The sequence below is a fragment of the Oricola sp. genome (assembly GCF_022763245.1).
Lineage (GTDB): Bacteria > Pseudomonadota > Alphaproteobacteria > Rhizobiales > Rhizobiaceae > Oricola.
The window spans coordinates 61,300-81,916 of the sequence record NZ_JALEGV010000009.1; the positions used below are offsets into that span (position 1 = coordinate 61,300).

The following is a 20,617-nucleotide window of genomic DNA, read 5'->3' on the forward strand; positions in this document are numbered from 1 at the left end:
CCTTTCGCGTTTTCCGAAATCTGCCTTGCTCGTCGCCGCGCTTGCACGGGCGGGCGCATTCTGCTTTTCATCCGGTCTGGCTTGAAGGAGGACGCGCCGGCTGCGTGTCCCCACTGTCGCGACCGAGGACCTAATCCATGGAAATGAATGACGAAATCCGCATCGAAGCGCCGCGCGCCCGCGTCTATGACGCGCTCAACGATCCGGAAATCCTGAAAGAGTGCATCCCCGGCTGTGAGGAACTCACGAAGAATTCCGACACGGAGCTGGAAGCCAAGGTCACGCTGAAGATCGGTCCCGTGAAGGCGAAGTTCGGCGGCAAGGTCACGCTCGACAAGTCCAAGGCACCGGAGCAGTTCTCGCTGGCCGGCGAGGGAAGCGGCGGTGTCGCCGGTTTTGCCAAGGGCGGGGCGGATGTCGAGCTGGAAGAAGACGGCGACGCGACGATCCTGCGCTACACCGCCAAGGCCGATGTCGGCGGAAAGATCGCGCAGCTTGGCAGCCGGCTGATCGTTTCGACGTCGAACCGGCTTGCCGGCCAGTTCTTCACGAAGTTCAAGGAAACCGTCGAAGCCGGCGATTGATCGTCAGGGCGAAGTCGCCGGCCCTTCAAAGGCCGGCGCCTAGATGTCGATGTCCTTGGCGAAGGCTGCGTTTTCCTGGATGAAGCGGAAACGCGTCTCGGCCTTCGTGCCCATCAGGTCTTCGACGGCGGTCCGGGTTTCCTCCGCGTGCGCGTCGTCGATATCGACGCGCAGCAGCGTGCGCACGGTCGGCGCCATCGTCGTTTCCTTCAACTGTTGCGCCGACATTTCGCCGAGACCCTTGAACCGGCTGATCTCGATCTTTCCGCGGCCGGTGAACTCGGCTTCGATCAATTCGCTCTTGTGGGCGTCGTCGCGCGCATAGGCCGTCTTGCCGCCTTGCGAGATGCGATAGAGCGGCGGCACGGCCAGGAAGAGGTGCTGATTGCGGATCAGTTCCGGCATTTCCGCATAGAAGAAAGTGATCAACAGCGAGGCGATATGGGCGCCGTCGACGTCGGCGTCCGTCATGATGATCACGCGCTCGTAGCGCAGATCGCTGTCACGGTATTTCGAGCGCGTGCCGCAGCCGAGCGCCTGGATCAGATCGGCGATCTGCTGGTTGGCCAGGAGCTTGTCGCGACCGGCGCTGGCGACGTTGAGGATCTTGCCGCGCAGGGGCAGGATCGCCTGGGTCTTGCGGTCGCGCGCCTGCTTGGCGGAGCCGCCGGCGGAATCACCCTCGACGATGAACAGTTCGGCGCCGGCCGCTGAATTCTGGCTGCAGTCTGCGAGCTTGCCGGGCAGGCGCAGCTTGCGCACGGCGGTCTTGCGATTGACCTCGCGTTCCTGGCGCCGCTTCAGCCGCTCCTCGGCGCGGTCGACCACCCAGTCGAGCAGCGCGTTGGCCTCCTGCGGGGAGGCGGCGAGCCAATGGTCGAAGGCGTCGCGCATCGCCTGGTCGACGATCCTTTGCGCTTCGGCCGTCGCGAGCTTGTCCTTGGTCTGGCCCACGAATTCCGGTTCGCGCACGAACACCGAGAGCATCGCCGCCGCCGAGATCATCACGTCGTCCGTGGTGATCAGCGAGCCGCGCTTGTTGCCGACGAGATCGGCATAGGCTTTCAGTCCGCGCGTCAGGAGAATGCGCAGGCCCGCTTCGTGGGTGCCGCCCTCGGGTGTCGGGATCGTGTTGCAGTAGCTGTTCACGAAGCCGTCGCCGCCATGCCAGGTGACGGCCCATTCGACGGCGCCATGGCCGCCGGATTTTTCGGTCTTGCCGGCGAAGATGTTGGCGGTGACCTTCTGCTCGCCGCCGAGGCTGGCTTCCAGATAGTCCTTCAGGCCGCCCGGAAAGTGGAAGACCGCCTTTGTCGGCGTCTGGTCCTTTTCACCGATCTGTTCCGGGGCGCATTGCCAGCGGATTTCCACGCCGCCGAACAGATAGGCCTTGGAGCGCGCCATCTTGTAGAGCCGCGCCGGCTCGAACTTGGCGCTTTTGCCGAAGATGTCGGCGTCCGGATGGAAGCGGACGCGGGTGCCGCGCCGATTCTGGACCTCGCCGAGATCCTCCAGTCCGCCGACCGGATGGCCGCGCGAGAAACGCTGACGGTAGAGCCGGCGTCCGCGCGCCACTTCGACTTCCAGATCGTCCGACAGCGCGTTGACGACCGACACGCCGACGCCGTGCAGGCCGCCGGAGGTCTCGTAGACCTTGGAATCGAATTTGCCGCCCGCATGCAGCGTCGTCATGATCACTTCGAGTGCGGACTTGTCCTTGTGCTTGGGATGCGGATCGACCGGGATGCCGCGGCCGTTGTCGGTCACGGAAATGTAGCCCTCGGCGTCGAGCGACACTTCGATGAAGGTCGCATGGCCGGCGACCGCCTCGTCCATGGAATTGTCGATGACTTCCGCGAACAGGTGATGCAGCGCCTTGTCGTCCGTGCCGCCGATATACATGCCCGGACGCCGCCGGACGGGCTCCAGCCCTTCGAGGATCTCGATGGCGGAGGCGTCATAGTCGCCGCTCGACTTGTCAGGCGCCGGCACATCGCTCTTGCGGGCGGCACGCGGCTGCGCGGGAGCGCTGCGGCCGGGCTTTGCCGGTTCCGGGAAAGTGGAGAAAAGGTCGCTGTTGTCGTCCATTGCCATTCGTCGATCGTGGGGGCGAATCACTTCCAAATATTGCATGCGCCTGCGCCAAAGGCGAACGGGAGCCGTCTCACGGCAGGCGTTTACGACGGTTTAACCACATAAGCGAAAGCCGGGCGATCCAGCAGATCCGTTACACTAATGTTCACGCATACGCGCCATCGTCGCCGTCACGAGAAAAAGAACGCAGACCCGCAAGCGTGGGTCGAGGCTGGACACCGGTGAACAAGAAATTCCTGATCATGGGCGGCATCGCCATCGTCTTCGGCGGGGTTTCCATCATCGTCGCAGACTACTGGCTGAAGAACAACATACAGACGGCTGTGGAAACCGTGGAAGTTGTCGAGACGGCCACGCCGGCGGCCGAATTCTCCTCGCTCGTCGTCGCGGCGGAACCGATGCGCTACGGCGCGCGCATCGACGCCGGCATGCTCAAGGAAATTCCCTGGCCGAAGGAAGACCTGCCGAAAGGCGCCTTCGACACGGTCGAGGGGCTGCTCGAAGGCGGTGAGCGTTTCGCCCTGGCCGCGATCGAGACCAACGAACCGATCCTCCTGACCAAGGTGACCGATCCCAACGAACTGGCGACCTTGTCGCGACGCATCGAGGACGGCATGCGCGCGGTCACGATCCGCGTCGACGACATTTCGGGCGTTGCCGGTTTTGTCGTTCCGGGCGACCGTGTGGACGTGGCGCTGACGCGGACCTTCGTCATCGACAAGAAGGCGGGCGAGGGCGGCGGAGACGTGGCGCCGCTCGAGGTCTCGCCCGCGGGCGACCGCACCTTTACCGGCGAGCCGGACAGCTTCGTCGCCACCACCGTCGTCCTGTCCGGCGTCAAGGTCCTGTCGATCGACCAGATCGCCGACGAGCGGCAGTCCGATCCGGTGATCGTGCGCGCCGTCACGCTGGAGGTGGATGCGCTCGGTGCCAAGGCGCTGACCGCGGCCCAGTCCGCCGGCAGCCTGTCGCTGCAACTGCGGCGCGCCGGCGACGTTCCCGACCCGGTCGCCCAGGTGCCCGCCGTCGGCATCGACCCGGAGATCACGTCGTCCTTCACCGACGGCGCAGTGATAGCGGGATCCATGGCGAAGGTGACGGTACGCCGCAAGAACGAGATGGAGACCTATGACGTGCGCGACGAAGGAGCCAGCCGATGAGACATCATCTCCGTAACGCCGCGCTGGCAGCGATCCTCGGCTTCCTGGCGTTCGCCGCGATGCCGGTCGCTTCGACGCTGGCGGACGCGAACGTGCTGACGATCACGCCCGGCCGGACCAGCCTGATCACGGTTGAGAAGGGCAAGCCGAAGACGATCCGCACGGGTGCTTCCTTCTTTGAAATCGTCGTCGGCGATCCGGAGATCGCCAATGTCCAGCCTCTGACGAACCGGACCTTCTACGTGCTCGGCATCACCGCTGGCACGACCGGGATCGCGCTGTTCGACGAGCAGAAGCGTCTGATCGGTTCGGTCGACGTGGAGGTTTCCGTCGATACGACGCGGCTGAAATCGGCCATTCGCGAGAACGTGCCGGACGCCAACATCAAGGTCACGACCACCAACGGTCAGGTCGTGCTCTCCGGCTCGGCCCCGGACCAGGTTTCCGCCGACCGCGCCAAGAAGATCGCCGAGAAGTTCGCCGGCACGGAAGACGAGATCATCAACTCCGTCAGCGTGACCTCTTCGCAGCAGGTGCAGCTCAATGTCCGCTTCGTCGAGCTGAACCGCAATGCGGGTCAGGAGCTGGGCGTCAAGATCAACAAGTTGAGCTACGAGTTCGGCGGCGGCAGCGTCGGCTATTCGAGCCCGGGCTTCTTCGATGACACGACCGGCTTCTTCGGCAGCATGGTGTCGGGCGGCCTGAACATCGATGTCGCGATCCGTGCTCTCGAAGAACGCGGCGTGGCGCGCCGGCTTGCCGAGCCGAACCTGGTCGCTCGCTCGGGCGAGAAGGCAAGCTTCCTTGCAGGCGGCGAGTTTCCGATCGCGGTCACCGACGCGGACGGGCGCGTGACGGTCGATTACAAGAATTTCGGCGTCGGGCTGGAATTCACGCCGACGGTGCTGAAGGACGGGCTGATTTCGCTGGAGATCGAACCCGAGGTCTCAAGTCTCGACCAGACGCTCGCCAATGGCTTTCCCATCCTGTCGGTTCGCCGGGCCAAGACGTCGGTCGACCTGAAGAGCGGCCAGAGCTTCATGATGGCGGGCCTCTACCAGGCCAGCAATGACAATTCGGGCGCCAACCTGCCGGGCGCACGCAAATTGCCGGTGATCGGTGCGCTGTTCTCCAGCAAGAAGTTCCAGCGCCGCGAGACCGATCTCGTGATGATCGTGACGCCGCATCTCGTCCGGCCCGTCCAGCCGGGAACGCCGATGGCGACGCCGGCCGACGGCACACGGCCTGCGACCGATGCCGAAGTCGCGATCCTGGGCGTTGACGAGGTGCGCACCGCCGCGACCGGCGGCGGCGCGGGCGCGGTCATCGTGCCCACCCGCACCTCCGGCCACATCCTCACGCTCGACATCGGCGGATAGGGGGCAATCATGCGGACTTTCAGAACCTGTCTCGTCGCAACGCTCGCAGCGCTTCCGCTGGCCGGGTGCTACAGCCCGCCGGAGACGATCTACGAGGGCGTGACGCTCGGGGCCGGCGACGCGATCGCCCATAACAGCGCGCTCCAGATCATCGATCCGTGGCCGCCCGGCGTGCAGGACACCGATCTGGCCGTGCCTGCCGAACGCGGCGAAGAAGCGGACACGACCGAGGCCGAAGACGTCGCATTGTGACGCCGCCCGAACCGACAAACACGAACCTGATTTGATGACGCGAAGACATGGCTGACGAGAAGGAAAACAACAATCGCATTGTGCTCGTGTCGACCGACAGGGACTTCCTGGCGACGACGCGAACGGCCTTTTCGGTGTCCGACGCGATCCAGCTCCTCACCATCGAAAAGCCGGTGACCGAGTTGCATGGCGAGGTCCAGGATGCCGACGCCGGCGCCGTGATCATCGATCTCGACGAACCCGATCTGGAACGCCTTGAGGCCTTGCAGCGCATCACGCGCCGGCTTACCGATCGCGTGCCGGTGATCGTCGTCGCCAAGGGATGCGATGCCGCGATGGTGCGCATCATCGTGCAATTGCATGTCGCCGATTTCCTGGTGAAGCCGGTCACGACGGCGGATCTCGTCCGTTCCTGCATCCGCGCCCTGAAAGGGGTCGAGAAGAACGATTCCGGCGAGGCCTATATCAGCGCCTTCATGCCGGCCGCGGGCGGCGTGGGCAACACGACGCTCGCGCTGCAGACCGCGTTTCTCCTGCACCGCTCGGCGACGCGTGCCGCATCCACCTGCGTGGTGGATCTGAACTTCCAGAACGGGTCCTGCGCCGAATATCTCGACCTGGAAACGCGCTTCGACATCACCGAAGTGGAAAACCAGGTCGAACGCCTCGACCGGCAGCTCCTGGACGCGCTTCTGTCGAAGCATGAATCGGGTCTTGCGGTGCTGGCCGCGCCGAACATGCCGACCGAAATGCGTTCCTTCGACACCGACGTCGTCGTCAAGGTTCTCGATCTCGTCTCGGCCTATTTCGACAATGTGGTGATCGACTTGCCGCGCACGTGGTTCCCCTGGACGGAAACGGTGCTGCGCGGTTCCAACCACGTCTACATCACCGCCGAACAGACGGTGCCCTGCCTGCGTCACGCCCAGCGCCTGATCAACTCGATCGAGACCGAGGTCGGCAAGGACATCCGCCCGCGCGTGATCATCAACCGCTATCTGCCGAGCGGAATGGATGGCGGCATCCGGGCGGCCGATATCGAGGAACTGTTCGGCGACCGCTTCGCCGGCGGCATCTCCAACAATTACAAGCTCGTGCGCGAGGCCGTCGATCGCGGGATTCCGCTGCATGAGGTCGACCCGAACGCCAATGTGGTCCGCGACCTGAAGCGCATCATCCTGCCCGAGGAAATGCAGCTGGAGAGCGGGCGCAAGCGCAGCCTCTTCGGTCTCGGCAAGGGCATCCTCAAGAAGGCCGGATGATCTCTCCCCTTGCGGGCTGAGATCGGGTTTGTGCCGGAAGTGACAGGGAAATCGGTGCGATGCTGACATCCAGATTCACGCAGTTGAACAGCCGCGACGCGGCGGTGAAATCGACGCCGGCACCTGTTCACGAAGAACGGCCGATCGTCATTCCCAACAAGCGGGCCGCGAAACCCGCGCATGGCCGCACCGCCTCCAAGGCGCAGGACCGCACGCTCGACGCCCGCGTGAAGCTGCATCGCAAGCTGATCGAGGAGATCAACCTCGTCGCGCTGGAAGCGATGCCGCGGGACCGCATGCGCCAGGAAGTGCAGGCCTTCGTGGGCGAATATGTGCGCAACGAGCGGCTGGCCCTCAACGCCGCGGAGGTCGAAACGCTGATCGACGATCTCGTCGACGAGATGGTCGGGCTCGGGCCGCTGGAACCGTTGCTGAAGGATCCGACGGTCAGCGACATCCTCATCAACGGCCACGAGAACTGCTTCGTGGAACGGGGCGGCAAGCTCGTCCAGGAGACGATTCCGTTCAAGGACGAGGCGCATCTGCTTCGCGTGATCAACAAGATCGTCGCGGCGGTCGGGCGGCGGATCGACGAATCTCAGCCGATGTGCGACGCGCGCATGCTGGACGGATCGCGTTTCAATGCGGCGATCCGGCCGATCGGCGTCGACGGCCCGCTGGTCTCGATCCGAAAGTTCTCCAAGAACAAGCTCGGCCTGCACAAGCTCGTGGAATTCGGCGCCCTGACGCAGCCGATGGCCGAGGTGCTTGCGGCGGCGGTGTTCGCGCGCGTCACGACGATCATCTCCGGCGGCACCGGCACCGGCAAGACGACCATGCTGAACGCGCTCTCGGCATTCATTTCCGAAGACGAGCGGCTGATCACCATCGAGGACGCCGCCGAACTTCAGCTGCAGCAGCCGCATGTCGCGCGCATGGAAACCCGGCCGGCGAATTCGGAAGGCGTCGGCGAGGTGAAGCAGCGCGATCTGGTCAAGAACGCGCTTCGCATGCGTCCCGACCGCGTGATCCTCGGCGAGTGCCGCGGCGAGGAGGCCTTCGACATGCTGCAGGCCATGAACACCGGCCATGAAGGCTCGATGGCAACCATCCACGCCAACACGCCGCGCGACGCGATTTCGCGCCTCGAACAGATGCTCGGCATGACCGGCATGCCGATGACGGTCGCCTCGATCCGCAGCCAGATATCGAGCGCGATCGGCCTGATCGTGCAGCTGACGCGCCTGTCGGACGGCAAGCGCAAGGTGACGAGCGTCGCCGAGGTGACCGGCATGGAAGGCGACGTCATCCAGATGCAGGAGATCTTCACTTTCCGCCGCACGGGCATGGACGCCGACGGCGGGGTGATCGGGCATTTCGAGGCGACCGGCATCCGTCCGCGCTTCCTTGAGGAACTGCATGCGATGGGCGTCGAGTTTCCGGGCGACTACTTCGATCCGACCAACAAGCAGGGGTGACGATGGAGCTCGACGACGTCACCATCTACATCGTCTACGCTTTCGCCGCCGGTGCCGGGATCATGTTCGCGGAGGCGGCCTATGTGCTGCTGTCCTCGGGCGCCGAGACCCGCAAGGCGGTCAACCGGCGCATGCGGCTGCAGCAGCACAACGTCAACCAGAAGGAAGTGCTCGTCCAGTTGCGCAAGGAGCGCGGGCTGGACGGCGAGGGCGCCCGGTTCTCGCCGCTCGCAGCATTGCGGGCGTTGCGCATCCAGTCCGGCATGGTCATGCCGCTGACGACCTTCCTTGTAATCACGTCGCTGATCGCGCTGGCGATCGGCCTCGGCGGTGGCTTCTTCATCAACCGGATGCAATATGGCATCATGGTCGGCGTGGCGCTCATTCCGGTCGTGCCGGTCATGCTGCTTCGGTGGCTGCGCAAGAAGCGCCACAAGCGCTTCGGACTGCAACTGCCCGAGGCGCTGGACCTGATCACGCGCGGCCTGAAGGCGGGGCACCCGGTGCCGGTCGCGGTATCGATGGTTTCGCGCGAGATGCCGGATCCGATCGGCACGGAGTTCGGCATCGTCACCGACGAGATCACCTATGGGTCCGACATGGTGAGCGCATTGCGCAATCTCTATGAGCGCGTCGGGCACGAGGACCTGCCGCTCTTCGTGACGGCGGTTTCGATCCAATCCACGACCGGCGGCAATTTGCGCGAGATCCTGGAGGGTCTGTCCGGCGTGATCCGCGAACGCGGCAAGCTGCGCCGCAAGGTCAAGGCGATCTCGGTAGAGGGGCGCATGTCAGCCTATATCCTGACCGCCGTTCCCGTGTTGCTGGTGCTCGCCGTCATGGTCCTGATGCCGAGCTACTATCGCGAGGTCGCCGGCGAAGGGCTGACCTGGTACCTGGCGGGCGGCTCGTTCGGCTGGCTGGTGCTCGGCAACGCGATCATGTTCAAGATGGCAAACTTCCGGTTCTAGGGCGCGTCGCATGGATCTGTCCTCCCTTCTTCTGCCCTCCGGCGTCTTCATCATCATCCTGGGCCTGGCCGGTCTGGTCTGGTCGTTCATGCAGAGCAACCGGCGCCAGAGCCATGTCCGCAGCCGGCTGCGGGTCGATTTCGACACCGGACCCGGCACCGTCATCGTGGATGACGAGAAGAAGCGCCGGGATGCCGAGCTTGCCGAGAAGGCGGCTCGGCGCGCGGCGGAATTCTACGCTTCGGCCGATCCCGAGAAGGTGGTGCGGCTGCGCCAGACGCTGATGCGCGCCGGCTATCTCGATCCGAACGCGGTGGGCCGCTTCTTCCTGATCCGCTTCGTCGCGATGGGCGGCGGCTTCGTGCTGGCCGGGCTGCTGCTGCTCGTGATGCATGTCGCGCCGCTTTCCCAGCGCGGCATCGTCATCCTCGCCGGGCTCGCCGTCGGCGGCTATTTCGCGCCGGCCTTCATGCTGAAGCAGAAGGTCAACCAGCGGGTGCTGGAATATCGCAACGGCTTTCCCGACTTCATGGACCTGATGATCGTCTGCGCCGATGCCGGCATGAGCCTCGAAGCGTCGATCGAGCGCGTCTCCAAGGAAATCCGGGTGACCTATCCGATGCTAAGCCAGAACCTGGTCCTGGTGTCGCTGGAACTGAGGGCGGGCCGCAGCATCAACGAAGCCCTGAAGGCGCTGGCCGAGCGGCTGGGCGTCGAGGAAGTGCGTGCGTTCGCGACGCTGCTGCAGCAATCGAAGGAACTGGGCACCAGCCTCTCGGGCGCCTTGAAGGTGTTCTCCGACGAGATGCGGCACAAGCGGATGTCGCAGGCGGAGGAAAAGGCGCATGCCCTTCCAGCCAAGATGTCGATCCCGGTCACGGTCTGCATCCTGCCGGTCGTCGTGATGATCGCGATCATCCCGATCATCGTTCGCTTCAACATGTAGGCGTCGTGTTGGGATTTCGTTTACCGGCCCTCTTTGCCAATCGTTAGGCGCGTTTGCCGACGTCATCTTTACCGTTTTCGCCTAGGCTTCTCCCCAACAGACCCGGTCAACCGGGCACAGAGGGGTTGCGTCATGAAACATCGGATCCTGCGGGTCCTCGCGGTCGGCCTTGTCGCGGTTGCGCTTGCCGGCTGCCAGACCAGCGTGCTGGATACGAGCTCCGACCCGGCGTTCCACGGTTCCGGGCAGGGCGGACTGGCGGCGCGCAAGATCGCATTTGCGCAAAAGCAGTTCGCGGCCGGCAATTACGGGCTGGCGGAAGAGAATTTCCGGCTCGCCGTCGAGGCGACGCCCGACAACGGAACGGCGTGGCTCGGCCTTGCCGCCGCCTATGACCAGCTCGGCCGCTTCGACCTCGCGGACCGCGCCTATGCCCAGTTGCTGAAGCTGGAAGGGCGCAAGGCGTCGATCCTCAACAACCAGGGCTATTCCTTCATTTTGCGCGGCGACATGAAGAACGCCCGCAAGGTCTTGGCCGACGCGCGGGCGCTCGCCCCCGGCAACACGATCATAGAGGGCAACTGGAAGCTCGCTTCCGCCGGCTGAGCCGCCTGGCGCCGCCTTGCATTGGCCCGATTGACGTGGTCTATCCGCTGCGAGACAAACGAGCCGGATAGTCCAACCGTGCGTGACATTCTTTCCCTGTCCGATCCGCAAGACGGCGAGCCGCGCGACCCGATGGTCAGCGCGCAGGCCAACATGCGCGCAGCCCTGCCGAAACGGTTCTACACCACCGTCGAAACCGGCGAGCGCGACGGGCTGCACCATGTTCTCCTCGACGGCCGGGCGGTCAAGACGCCGGGCAAGGCGCCGCTGGCGCTGGCCTCGGCGGACGCCGCCGCGCTGATCGCCGCCGAATTCGAACGTCAGGTCGACGTGATCGATCCCTCGACCATGCCCTGCTATCGACTGGCCAACACCGCGGTGGACGGCGTGGCGACCGACATGCAGGCGGTGCTGGAAGACGTGCTGCGCTATTGCGGCACCGACCTCCTGTTCTACCGCGCCGACAGCCCGCAGGCGCTGGCCGACCGGCAGCGCGAGATCTGGGATCCGGTCGTCGACTGGGCCGAAGGGCTTTCCGGCTCGCGCTTCCATCTGGCGGAAGGCGTCATCCATGTTGCCCAGCCGCGCGAGACGATCGCCGCTCTCGGCGTGCATCTGAAGACCGTGACGGACCCGCTGGAACTGGCCGCGATCCATTCGATGACGACGCTGACCGGTTCCGCGCTTCTGGCGCTGGCGGTCTGGAAGGGCGAGATCGGCGCCGCCGAGGCCTGGACCGCCGCCCATGTGGACGAGGACTGGAACATCGCCCAATGGGGCGAGGACGCCGAAGCCAGGGCGCGCCGCGACAAGCGCTGGGCCGAAATGGACGCAGCGGACCGGCTGATCAAATCCCTTTAAGAGCGCTTTTCGGCGTCAGGACGTGTCCGGCGCAAGCGCGCGGCGGGCGAGCCAGTGGCATTCGCGCAGGATCTCGTCCACCGCGTGGCCGGGCCGCGCGCGATGGCCGGGCGGCCGCCCGGGACGCATCGGCGAGAAGCGTCTCGTGCGGTTGAGCCCCAGGTCGCGCCGCGCCCGCCAGCGGGCCACCCGCGCCGCGTGGCGGTCGATTTCGTTGAGAACACGCAGAAGCGCCGACAGCCGGCGTGACAGGCCGGCCGCGCTGAGAAGATCGTCGGGCCGGGCGATCCACCCGTCCGGAATGGGCGTCGGTTCGCGGCCGAGGAGGGTGATGCGCGGAAAGGACATCGGCCGGCGCTGAAACGGCCGGTGGTCGAAGCGCGGCAGCGGATCGACGACGGGAAAGGACGCGGCAGGGTGCGCGCGCGACGGCGCCGCCGGGTCTTTGCCGCGTGGGCCGGGACTGGCGGATGGTGCCGGGCCGCGATCCTTGGCAATGCGAAGCGTGACGGTCATGCCCATCGCGGCGACAATGATCAGCCGACGCGTCGCGGCTTCCGCCGGGCGCAGGATCCGCAGCAGCCGGGCGCGCAACTGACGCGGCAGCGTGCCGGCATCGCCGCCCGGCTCCAGCCCCGCCATGGCGAGCAACATCGCCACGATGCGAAGGAGCGCCTCGCGGTTCCTCTCGATTGCCAGGCTCCAGTCCATCGTCTCCAGCGTCCGGTCTCCTTTCCCTGAACAGGCCCGGCAAGGGTAAGGCGCGTGGCGGGGCGGTGGATAAGTTTGGTGTTTCTGACGAGGCTTGTCGTGTCTGTCCACCGGCGGGCGGGCGTCGTGTAAGCTTGCGGAACGGATGCGTGTGACAGGCACGGGGATGGCGGCGGTGGGCCATTCCGTGACGGTGCCGGCTTCTACGCCATGATCGACGCCACCATACAATTTGCCGCTGTTCCGCGGATGCCGTGGTGTCGAATATGTCGGTCTACGTTCGAGCTTCACGGGATGGATCCTTTGCCTTCGGTCAGGCATTTGGGTGACGGAGGGGGCTCTGGCGCCTGAGTTGCGCGCGATCGTTCGGCGATTGGCCGGGGCCTCACACACCGCTCGTCATCCTCGGCCTTGAGCCGAGGATCCATTCCGTGAAGGTGCCGGCTATTCGCCATGATAGGCGCCGCGGTTCATCCTGACCCCCTTGAGTTGGCCAACCAGTCGAGACAGCATCCTCTGGATTGAGCCTCACGGAATGGATCCTAGGCGACGACGGCGCTTCGCTTGTCTTGGGGTCAAGCCCTAGGATGACGGAGGGAGGAGTGGGCTTTGGCGCCTCGATCCGGCCGAGATGCCCTGCCAGACTTTGCAATCATGATGCAGACGACAAAACCAACGCGCTCATTTGAACGCCGTCGAGGAGAGGTTCCCCGAGAACCCGCACCTCAATGGTTTGTCAGGTCACGGCCTAGAACAGGTCCAGCCCCTTCAGGCTGGCGTGGCCGGATTTTCCGATGATGACATGGTCGTGCACGATGACGTTGAGGGTCTTGCCGACCTCGGCGATCTTGTGGGTCATCTCGATGTCGGCGCGTGACGGGGTCGGGTCGCCGGACGGGTGGTTGTGGACGAGGATGATCGCGGTCGCCGAGAGCTCCAGCGCGCGGCGCATCACCTCGCGCGGATAGACCGGGGTGTGATCGATCGTGCCGACCTGCTGCACCTCGTCGGCGATCAGCACGTTCTTCTTGTCGAGGAACAGGATGCGGAACTGTTCGCGCGTTTCGTGCGCCATCGCCGCCTTGCAATAGTCGATCACCGCGCTCCAGGAGGACAGCACCTCGCGCGCGGCGATCTCGCCCTTGAGCATGCGCTGCGCGGCCGCGGCGATCGTCTTCAGGTCGGTGGCGACGGCCTCCTTGACGCCGGGCACCTCCATCAGGCGGTCGCGGTCGGCGCCGAGCACGCCGCCGAAGGAGCCGAAGCGGGCGATCAGGGATTTGGCGAGCGGCTTGGTGTCGCGCCGCGGGATCGAGCGGAACAGGAGGAGTTCCAGCAACTCGTAATCGGCCAGCGCGTCGGGGCCGGCATCGGTGAAACGGGCGCGCAGGCGGTCGCGATGGCCTGAATGGGGCGAGGGGGGCTGGTCCGGCTTTTGCGGCGCGTCCGACTTTGCAACCTTGCCGGAGAACAGATCGACGGGGCGCGCAAATTCGCCGAGAAAGATCTGCCGCTCGTCAGGTTCGTCCGCCACATCCGCCCCCAATTGCGGCCTGGCGCCGCAACCGGAGGTTATATCTTCAGGCGGTTCGGGTCGAGACCCCGCGGCCGGTCAGCCGGGCAGGCCGGGCTTGTCGAGGCCGGCAAGCGACAGGGTGAAGATCTCGCAGCCGTCGTCGGTGACGCCGACCGTGTGCTCGTATTGGGCCGAGAGGCTGCGGTCGCGGGTGACCGCGGTCCATCCGTCGGACAGCACCTTCACATGCGCCCGGCCGAGATTGATCATCGGCTCGATGGTGAAGATCATGCCCTTGCGCATCTCGGCGCCCTCGTCGGCGCGCCCGTAATGCAGCACGTTCGGCGCGTCGTGGAACAGCTGGCCGACGCCGTGGCCGCAGAAATCGCGCACCACCGAGCAGCGCTCGGCCTCGGCGTGTTTCTGGATGGCCTCGCCGATTGCGCCCATGCGCGCGCCGGGCTTCACCGCCGCGATGCCAAGCATCAGGCATTCATGGGTGACTTCGAGCAGGCGCTCGGCGGCGCGCTTGATCTCGCCGACGGGATACATGCGCGAGGAATCGCCGTGCCAGCCGTCGATCACATAGGTGACGTCGATGTTGACGATCTCGCCTTCGCGCAGCGGCTTGTCGTTGGGGATGCCGTGGCAGACGACGTGGTTGATGGAGGTGCAGCTCGACTTGGTGTAGCCGCGATAGTTCAGCGTCGCGGGAACGGCGCCGTGATCCATGCCGAATTCGAAGACGAAGCGGTCGATCTCGTTGGTGGTGACGCCCGGCTTGACGATGCCGGCGAGCTCGTCGAGCGCCGTGGCGGTCAGCCGGCAGGCCTTGCGCATGGCTTCGAAGCCTTCCTCGCCATAGAGGCGGATCTGGCCTGTGTTCTTGAGCGGCGCCAGTTCGGCATCGAGATAGGTGACCATGGTCGGTGCTCCCTTCCGCGTCCCGGATCACGTCACAATGGGGATCGTGCGGGCGGGAATGATTTCTTTTTCGGAGATTTGGCACTGAATGGCGACGGCTTCAACCCCGCGGGCCGCCGCGCGGTCGAATGCGGCGGTGTAGACGGGGTCGAGGTCGCGGCACAGCCTGAACGCGTCGCAGTCGCCGCGCTGGACCAGATAGACCATCATCGCGCGGTGCCCGGCATCGACCATGGCGGCGAGTTCGTCGAGGTGGCGGGCGCCGCGGGCGGTGGCGGTGTCGGGGAATTCGGCCAGTTGCGGGGTGCGCATCAGGTGGACGTTCTTGACCTCGACATAGGCGCGGCCTCTTGCCGGATCGTCGAGCAGGATGTCGATGCGCGACCGCTGGCCGTATTTCTGCTCGCGGCGCATTTGCGCATAGTCGGCGAGGTCGGCGATCATGCCGGCGCGGATCGCTTCCTCGGTGATCCTGTTGGGCAGGCCGGTGTTGACGCCGACCATGGTGCCGTCGGCCTCCACGATCTCCAGCGTGTGGGCGTATTTGCGCTTGGGATTGTCCGACGTGGACAGCCAGACGCGCATGCCGGGGTCGTGCAGCCCCATCATCGAGCCGGTGTTGGGCACGGCGCAGGTGATCTCGCCTCCGTCGTCGAGCACGACATCGGCGAGAAAGCGCTTGTAGCGCCGGACCAGCGTGGCCGGGATGAGCGGGGTCCGGAATTTCACGAACGGTCGCGGACGTAGGATCCCGGCGCGTCCTCCAGCGGCTTGAGCTTTCCGCCGAGCTTCTTGCGCGCCGCAACGCGCTCGCCTTCCATCTCCTCGATCCAGGCCTGCCAATGCGGCCACCACGAGCCTTCGGTGACCGTCGCCTTCTCGACCCATTTGCCGAAGTCGCCGGCGACCCTGGGGCCGGACCAGAACTGGTACTTGTTGCGATGCGGCGGGTTGATCACGCCGGCGATGTGGCCGGAGCCGCCCATGACATAGGTGACGTCGCCGCCGAAGCATTTGGAGCCCTCGAAGACGGAGAGCGCCGGGGCGATGTGGTCTTCCTTGGTGGCGAGGTTGTAGATCGGGATCTTGACGTCGGCGAGCGACACCGGTCCGCCGCGCAATTCCATCTTGGCGCGCGCGAGGCGGTTCTCGTGGTAGCAATTGCGCAGATAGAACATGTGGTTGGCCGCCGGCATTCGCGTGGAATCGGCGTTCCAGTAGAGCAGGTCGAAGGGCATCGGATCCTTGCCCTTCATGTAGTTGTTGACGACGTATGGCCAGATCAGGTCGCCCGAGCGCAGCAGGTTGAAGGCGGTCGCCATCTTCGAGCCGTCGAGATAGCCGTTGCGCTGCAGATAGCGCTCGAGGGCCTGCAACTGGTCCTCGTCGACGAAGACCTTGAGGTCGCCGGCATTGACGAAATCGACCTGCGTCGTGAACAGCGTCGCGGACGCGATGCGATCGTCCTTCTCGCGGGCGAAGAGCGCGAGCGCGGCCGAGAGAAGCGTGCCGCCGACGCAGTAGCCGATCGCGTTGACCTGCTTTTCGCCGGTCGCCTTCTTCACAGCGTCGAGGGCAAAGGAGATGCCTTTCTCGATGTAGTCGTTCCAGTCGAAGGCGGCGTGGCGCTGGTCGGGATTGACCCAGGACATCACGAACACGGTGTGACCCTGCTCGACGGCCCATTTGACGAAGGATTTGTCGGGGTTGAGGTCGAGGATGTAGAACTTGTTGATCCAGGGCGGGCAGATCAGAAGCGGGCGCTTCAGCACCTTGTCGGTCGCCGGCGCGTACTGGATGAGTTCCACCAGCTCGTTGCGGGCGATGACCTTGCCGGGGGTGACGGCGATGTTCTCGCCGAGGCGGAACTTGGAGCCGTCCACCTGGCGCAGCTTGAGGTCGCCGCGGCCGGCCTCGATGTCCTCGGCCAGCATCTTCATGCCGGAGACCAGATTGGCGCCGTTGGTGGCGATCGTCTCCTTGAAGATCTCCGGGTTGGAGACCATGAAATTCGACGGCGAGGCGGCGTTGCTGAGCTGCCTGACGTAGAAGCTCGCCTTGTGGCGGGTGTGCTCGTCCAGCGTCTCGGCGTTCTCGACCAGCTCGACGGCCCATTTCGAGGTGACGAGATAGGTCTGTTTCAGGAAGGAGAAGAAGGCGTTGTCCGTCCAGTCCGTGTCGGAGAAGCGGCGGTCGCCGCGTTCCGGCTCGACGCTTTCGCCCAGTTCGGCGTCGCTCAGGCGCTGGACCGAATTGGACCAGATGTCGAAATAGGCGGAGAAGAGCCGGGTCTGCGCCTCCACGGCGCGCTGCGGCTCGGCCAGCCAGTATTCCGAAACCTTGGACAGCGTCTTGACCACGTCGGTCATCGGTTCGGCGATGCTGTCGGTGCGCTCGCCGGATTCGCGCGGGCCGATCCATGCGGACGCGGCGTGACCCGCTTCCTCGATCATGCGGGCCAGATTGCGAGCGAAGGCTTCCGGATCCTTGATGACGTAAGCATCGATAGACTTCCGGTGGTCCCCCGCCTCCTTCGAGGAGCCTGCCTTCTTGTCAGCCATTGTCGTCCGGTCCGTTCCTTTTATTTGTCATTCTCTGTGCTGCCATATTATTGAGCGTTGATGACATAGGGCAAGCCGCATGTCATTGCCCCATTGGTTGCGGTCCACGGTTTGGTGGCCGCGACGCGCCGTGTTTCGATCGAAATGGCTTACTGAAGGTAACATGAAAAGATTAAGCGCAGCGGCATTGATTTTCAGCGGGCTCATCGTCGCGGGTTGCGCCGGCGGCAATGTCATCGACGAGGCGGTGCCGCAGGCGGCGTTCGGCGACGTGGGGCCGGACCAGCAGCAGGCGAACGGGCAGGGCGCCGTCCAAACGGGCGCGGACCCGTTCGGCCAGGCGGCAGCCGGCACGAACGCGGAGGCCGCGGCCTATTCGGGTTCTCAGCCACCGGCGGGCGACGGACGCTCCTATCCGAACATCAACAGCGAACCGTCGCCGTCGCTGATGCAGATGAGCGACGAGCAGCGCGCCGCCCTTCTGAGCGAGATGCAGGCCCTGGCCGACGCGCATGCGCGCGGCGTGGTGTCCTCTGCGGAATACAATCGGCGCCTGGCGGAATTGCGCCGGCTGGCGGCGACCCATTCCGACGAGGCCATCAAGATCATCGAGGACTAGCGATCCGGGAATCTTGTCGCGCGGCCGCGCGCGCTATCTCGATTTCCCCACGCGAACAGGCTATAGCGGCCTGAATTGCCGAGGTAACACCCATGGAAGAATTCCACAAAGTCCGCCGACTGCCCCCTTACGTCTTCGAACAGGTCAATCGCCTGAAGGCCAGCGCGCGAGCGGAAGGCCGCGACATCATCGATCTCGGCATGGGAAATCCGGACCTGCCGACGCCGACCGCGATCGTCGACAAGCTGGTCGAGACCGTGCGCGATCCGAGGACGCATCGCTATTCGTCGTCGAAGGGCATTCCGGGGCTGCGCCGCGCGCAGGCCAACTACTATGCCCGCCGTTTCGGCGTGAAGCTCGATCCCGACACGCAGGTGATCGCGACGCTCGGCTCCAAGGAAGGCTTCGCCAACATGGCGCAGGCGATCACCGCGCCGGGCGACGTGGTGCTGTGCCCCGATCCGACCTATCCGATCCACGCCTTCGGCTTCATCATGTCGGGCGGCGTCATCCGCTCGATGCCGGTGGCGCCGGACGAGGGGTTCATCCCGGCGCTGGAGCGCGCGGTCAAGCATTCGATCCCCAAGCCGCTCTGCCTGATCCTGAACTACCCGTCGAACCCGACCGCCTTCGTGGCGTCGCTCGATTTCTACAAGGACGTGATCGCCTACGCCCGCAAGCACGACATCATCGTGCTCTCCGATCTCGCCTATGCCGAGATCTATTTCGGCGACACCCCGCCGCCCTCGGTGCTTCAGGTGCCGGGCGCGATGGATGTCTGCGTCGAGTTCACCTCGATGTCGAAGACCTTCTCCATGCCGGGCTGGCGGATGGGCTTCGCGGTCGGCAACGAACGGCTGATCGCGGCGCTCGGCCGGGTCAAGTCCTATCTCGATTACGGCGCCTTCACGCCGATCCAGGTCGCGGCCACCGCCGCGCTGAACGGCGACGGTTCCGAAATCCAGGAAGTGCGCGACATCTACCGCAAGCGTCGCGACGTGCTGGTGGACAGCTTCTGCCAGGCCGGTTTCCACGTGCCGGCGCCGGAAGCCACCATGTTCGCATGGGCGCCGGTTCCCGAGCCGTTCCGCGAACTGGGATCGCTGGAATTCTCCAAGCTGTTGATCGAAAAGGCGGATGTGGCGGTCGCGCCGGGCATCGGTTTCGGCGAGCACGGTGACGACTACGTGCGCATCGCGCTGGTGGAAAACGAGCACCGCATTCGCCAGGCCGCGAGAAACATCAGACGGTTCCTTGCATCGGCGAGCGGAAATCTGCACAACGTCGTCGCACTCAACGCCCGCCGCTAAGGCGGGCCTTCCACAGACAACACCTCTCCTGAAAGGTGGTTTCATGAACGAGCCGCTGCGCATCGGCATCGCGGGACTCGGAACCGTCGGCGCTTCCGTCGCCCGCATCCTGAAGAACAAGTCGAACTCCCTGTCGCACAAATGCGGCCGGCCGATCGTCGTGACGGGCGTCAGCGCCCGCAGCCGCAACAAGGATCGCGGCTTCGACATGACCGGCATCGAGTGGTTCGACACGCCGACAGAGCTTGCCGCATCCGCCAATATCGACGTGTTCGTGGAACTGGTCGGCGGCGAGAACGGGGCGGCGCTGGAAAGCATGCATGCCGCGATCGAGGCCGGCCGCCATGTCGTCACCGCCAACAAGGCGCTTCTGGCGCGCCACGGCGTGGAACTGGCGCTGCGGGCCGAGGAAAAGGGCCTGATCCTCAACTACGAGGCCGCCGTCGCGGGCGGCATCCCGATCATCAAGACGATGCGCGAATCGCTGGCCGCCAACGAGCCGAGCCGCGTCTACGGCATCCTCAACGGCACCGCCAACTACATCCTGACCCGGATGGAGCATGACCGCATGTCGTTTGCGGACTGCCTCGCCGAGGCACAGCGTCTCGGTTATGCCGAGGCCGATCCGACCTTCGACATCGAGGGCTACGACACCGCCCACAAGCTCGCCATCCTGACGAGCATCGCGTTCGGAACCCAGGTCGCGGCCGACGAGATCTATATCGAAGGCATCAGCAACATCTCGCTGTCCGACATCGAGGCGGCGCGCGAGCTCGGCTACCGCATCAAGCTCCTGGGCGTCGCCCAGCGCACCGCGACGGGCATCGAACAGCGGGTCCATCCGACCATGGTGCCGCTCGGCTCGATGATCGGCCAGGTGGACAGCGTCACCAACGCCGTCGGCATCGAGGCCGACACGGTCGGCTCGCTGCTCCTGTCCGGTCCGGGCGCCGGCGGCGACGCCACGGCCTCCGCCGTGATCGGCGACATCGCCGACATCGCGAAATCGCTTCCCGGCCACCAGGAAGCGCCGGTCTTCGGCCGTCCGGCGACCGAGCTGGAGCCGTATCGCCGCGCCGAGATCTCCAGCCATGCCGGCGGCTATTTCATCCGGCTGACCGTGCATGACCGCATCGGCGTCTTCGCCTCGCTCGCCGGCCGCATGGCCGAGAACAGCATTTCGCTCGCCTCCATCGTCCAGCACGGCGCGGTGAAGGGCGGCGAGAGCGAGACCAAGACGGTCGTTCTCGTGACGCACGAGACCACCGAGTCGGAGATTCGCGCCGCTCTGGAGGCCGTCACGGGCGACGGACATCTCGTCTCCAGGCCGCAAGTTATTCGCATCGAACCTGCCGGCTGACGACGGACTGTCATCAAAATCGA

General features: G+C 65.2%; 19 protein-coding genes. 13 read left to right on the forward strand and 6 right to left on the reverse strand.

The annotated features are described in order from the left end of the window. Positions 1–137 precede the first annotated feature (137 nt). The gene (locus MRY80_RS02570; RefSeq protein WP_293287642.1) at positions 138–584 is read left to right on the forward strand and encodes a carbon monoxide dehydrogenase subunit G; all 447 of its coding nucleotides are present in this window, start codon (positions 138–140) and stop codon (positions 582–584) included. 39 nt (positions 585–623) lie between these two features. Here MRY80_RS02570 and parE read toward each other — a convergent pair whose 3' ends face one another. After that, a complete protein-coding gene (parE, locus tag MRY80_RS02575; protein ID WP_293287645.1) occupies positions 624–2,672 on the reverse strand; it encodes a DNA topoisomerase IV subunit B in 2,049 nt (682 codons plus the stop codon). A 227-nt stretch (positions 2,673–2,899) separates the two neighbouring features. Here parE and cpaB point away from each other — a divergent pair, with 227 nt between their 5' ends. The 9 genes from cpaB to MRY80_RS02620 all read left to right on the forward strand — a co-directional run bounded on the left by cpaB (position 2,900) and on the right by MRY80_RS02620 (position 11,593). Continuing rightward, positions 2,900–3,838, forward strand: a complete 939-nt coding sequence (gene cpaB / locus MRY80_RS02580; protein ID WP_293287648.1) for a Flp pilus assembly protein CpaB — start codon at positions 2,900–2,902, stop codon at positions 3,836–3,838. Continuing rightward, positions 3,835–5,217: a type II and III secretion system protein family protein gene (locus MRY80_RS02585; protein ID WP_293287650.1), complete on the forward strand. Its 1,383-nt coding sequence runs from the start codon at positions 3,835–3,837 to the stop codon at positions 5,215–5,217. Before cpaB ends, MRY80_RS02585 begins: the two co-directional genes overlap by 4 nt. A 9-nt stretch (positions 5,218–5,226) precedes the next feature. Next, on the forward strand, positions 5,227–5,469 hold the full coding sequence (locus tag MRY80_RS02590; protein WP_293287653.1) for a hypothetical protein: 243 nt from the start codon (positions 5,227–5,229) through the stop codon (positions 5,467–5,469). A gap of 47 nt (positions 5,470–5,516) precedes the next feature. Beyond that, on the forward strand, positions 5,517–6,731 hold the full coding sequence (locus MRY80_RS02595; protein ID WP_293287655.1) for a response regulator: 1,215 nt from the start codon (positions 5,517–5,519) through the stop codon (positions 6,729–6,731). A 62-nt stretch (positions 6,732–6,793) separates the two neighbouring features. Further along, positions 6,794–8,209 carry a CpaF family protein gene (locus MRY80_RS02600; protein ID WP_293287745.1) on the forward strand — a complete coding sequence of 472 codons (1,416 nt, stop codon included), beginning with the start codon at positions 6,794–6,796 and terminating at the stop codon, positions 8,207–8,209. Positions 8,210–8,211: 2 nt separating this feature from the next. After that, entirely contained in the window at positions 8,212–9,180 is a 969-nt protein-coding gene (locus tag MRY80_RS02605) for a type II secretion system F family protein (RefSeq protein WP_293287658.1), read from the forward strand. Between the two features lie 10 nt (positions 9,181–9,190). Then, positions 9,191–10,126 carry a type II secretion system F family protein gene (locus MRY80_RS02610; protein ID WP_293287661.1) on the forward strand — a complete coding sequence of 312 codons (936 nt, stop codon included), beginning with the start codon at positions 9,191–9,193 and terminating at the stop codon, positions 10,124–10,126. A gap of 132 nt (positions 10,127–10,258) precedes the next feature. Next, positions 10,259–10,732, forward strand: coding sequence for a tetratricopeptide repeat protein (locus tag MRY80_RS02615; protein WP_293287663.1), 474 nt, complete (start codon positions 10,259–10,261; stop codon positions 10,730–10,732). Positions 10,733–10,864: 132 nt separating this feature from the next. After that, complete coding sequence (locus MRY80_RS02620) at positions 10,865–11,593, forward strand: ATP12 family protein (protein WP_293287747.1); 729 nt, start codon at positions 10,865–10,867, stop codon at positions 11,591–11,593. Positions 11,594–11,608: 15 nt separating this feature from the next. Here the strand turns inward: MRY80_RS02620 and MRY80_RS02625 are convergent, their stop codons facing one another. From MRY80_RS02625 to phaC, 5 genes are all read right to left on the reverse strand, one after another. Continuing rightward, a complete protein-coding gene (locus tag MRY80_RS02625) occupies positions 11,609–12,304 on the reverse strand; it encodes a hypothetical protein (protein WP_293287664.1) in 696 nt (231 codons plus the stop codon). Positions 12,305–13,052: 748 nt separating this feature from the next. After that, complete coding sequence (gene radC / locus MRY80_RS02630) at positions 13,053–13,778, reverse strand: DNA repair protein RadC (RefSeq protein ID WP_293287749.1); 726 nt, start codon at positions 13,776–13,778, stop codon at positions 13,053–13,055. 138 nt (positions 13,779–13,916) lie between these two features. Continuing rightward, positions 13,917–14,744 (reverse strand): type I methionyl aminopeptidase, encoded by an 828-nt coding sequence (gene map, locus MRY80_RS02635; protein ID WP_293287666.1) that lies wholly within the window; start codon positions 14,742–14,744, stop codon positions 13,917–13,919. A 27-nt stretch (positions 14,745–14,771) separates the two neighbouring features. Beyond that, the gene (gene sfsA, locus MRY80_RS02640; protein ID WP_293287668.1) at positions 14,772–15,473 is read right to left on the reverse strand and encodes a DNA/RNA nuclease SfsA; all 702 of its coding nucleotides are present in this window, start codon (positions 15,471–15,473) and stop codon (positions 14,772–14,774) included. Further along, entirely contained in the window at positions 15,470–17,305 is a 1,836-nt protein-coding gene (gene phaC / locus MRY80_RS02645) for a class I poly(R)-hydroxyalkanoic acid synthase (protein WP_293287671.1), read from the reverse strand. The genes sfsA and phaC overlap by 4 nt, the downstream gene beginning before the upstream one ends. Positions 17,306–17,468: 163 nt before the next feature. Here phaC and MRY80_RS02650 point away from each other — a divergent pair, with 163 nt between their 5' ends. The 3 genes from MRY80_RS02650 to MRY80_RS02660 all read left to right on the forward strand — a co-directional run bounded on the left by MRY80_RS02650 (position 17,469) and on the right by MRY80_RS02660 (position 20,594). Next, positions 17,469–17,924, forward strand: a complete 456-nt coding sequence (locus MRY80_RS02650) for a hypothetical protein (RefSeq protein WP_293287673.1) — start codon at positions 17,469–17,471, stop codon at positions 17,922–17,924. 92 nt (positions 17,925–18,016) lie between these two features. Further along, positions 18,017–19,234, forward strand: coding sequence for an LL-diaminopimelate aminotransferase (locus MRY80_RS02655; protein ID WP_293287676.1), 1,218 nt, complete (start codon positions 18,017–18,019; stop codon positions 19,232–19,234). Positions 19,235–19,277: 43 nt separating this feature from the next. Next, positions 19,278–20,594 carry a homoserine dehydrogenase gene (locus MRY80_RS02660; RefSeq protein ID WP_293287678.1) on the forward strand — a complete coding sequence of 439 codons (1,317 nt, stop codon included), beginning with the start codon at positions 19,278–19,280 and terminating at the stop codon, positions 20,592–20,594. Positions 20,595–20,617 lie beyond the last annotated feature (23 nt).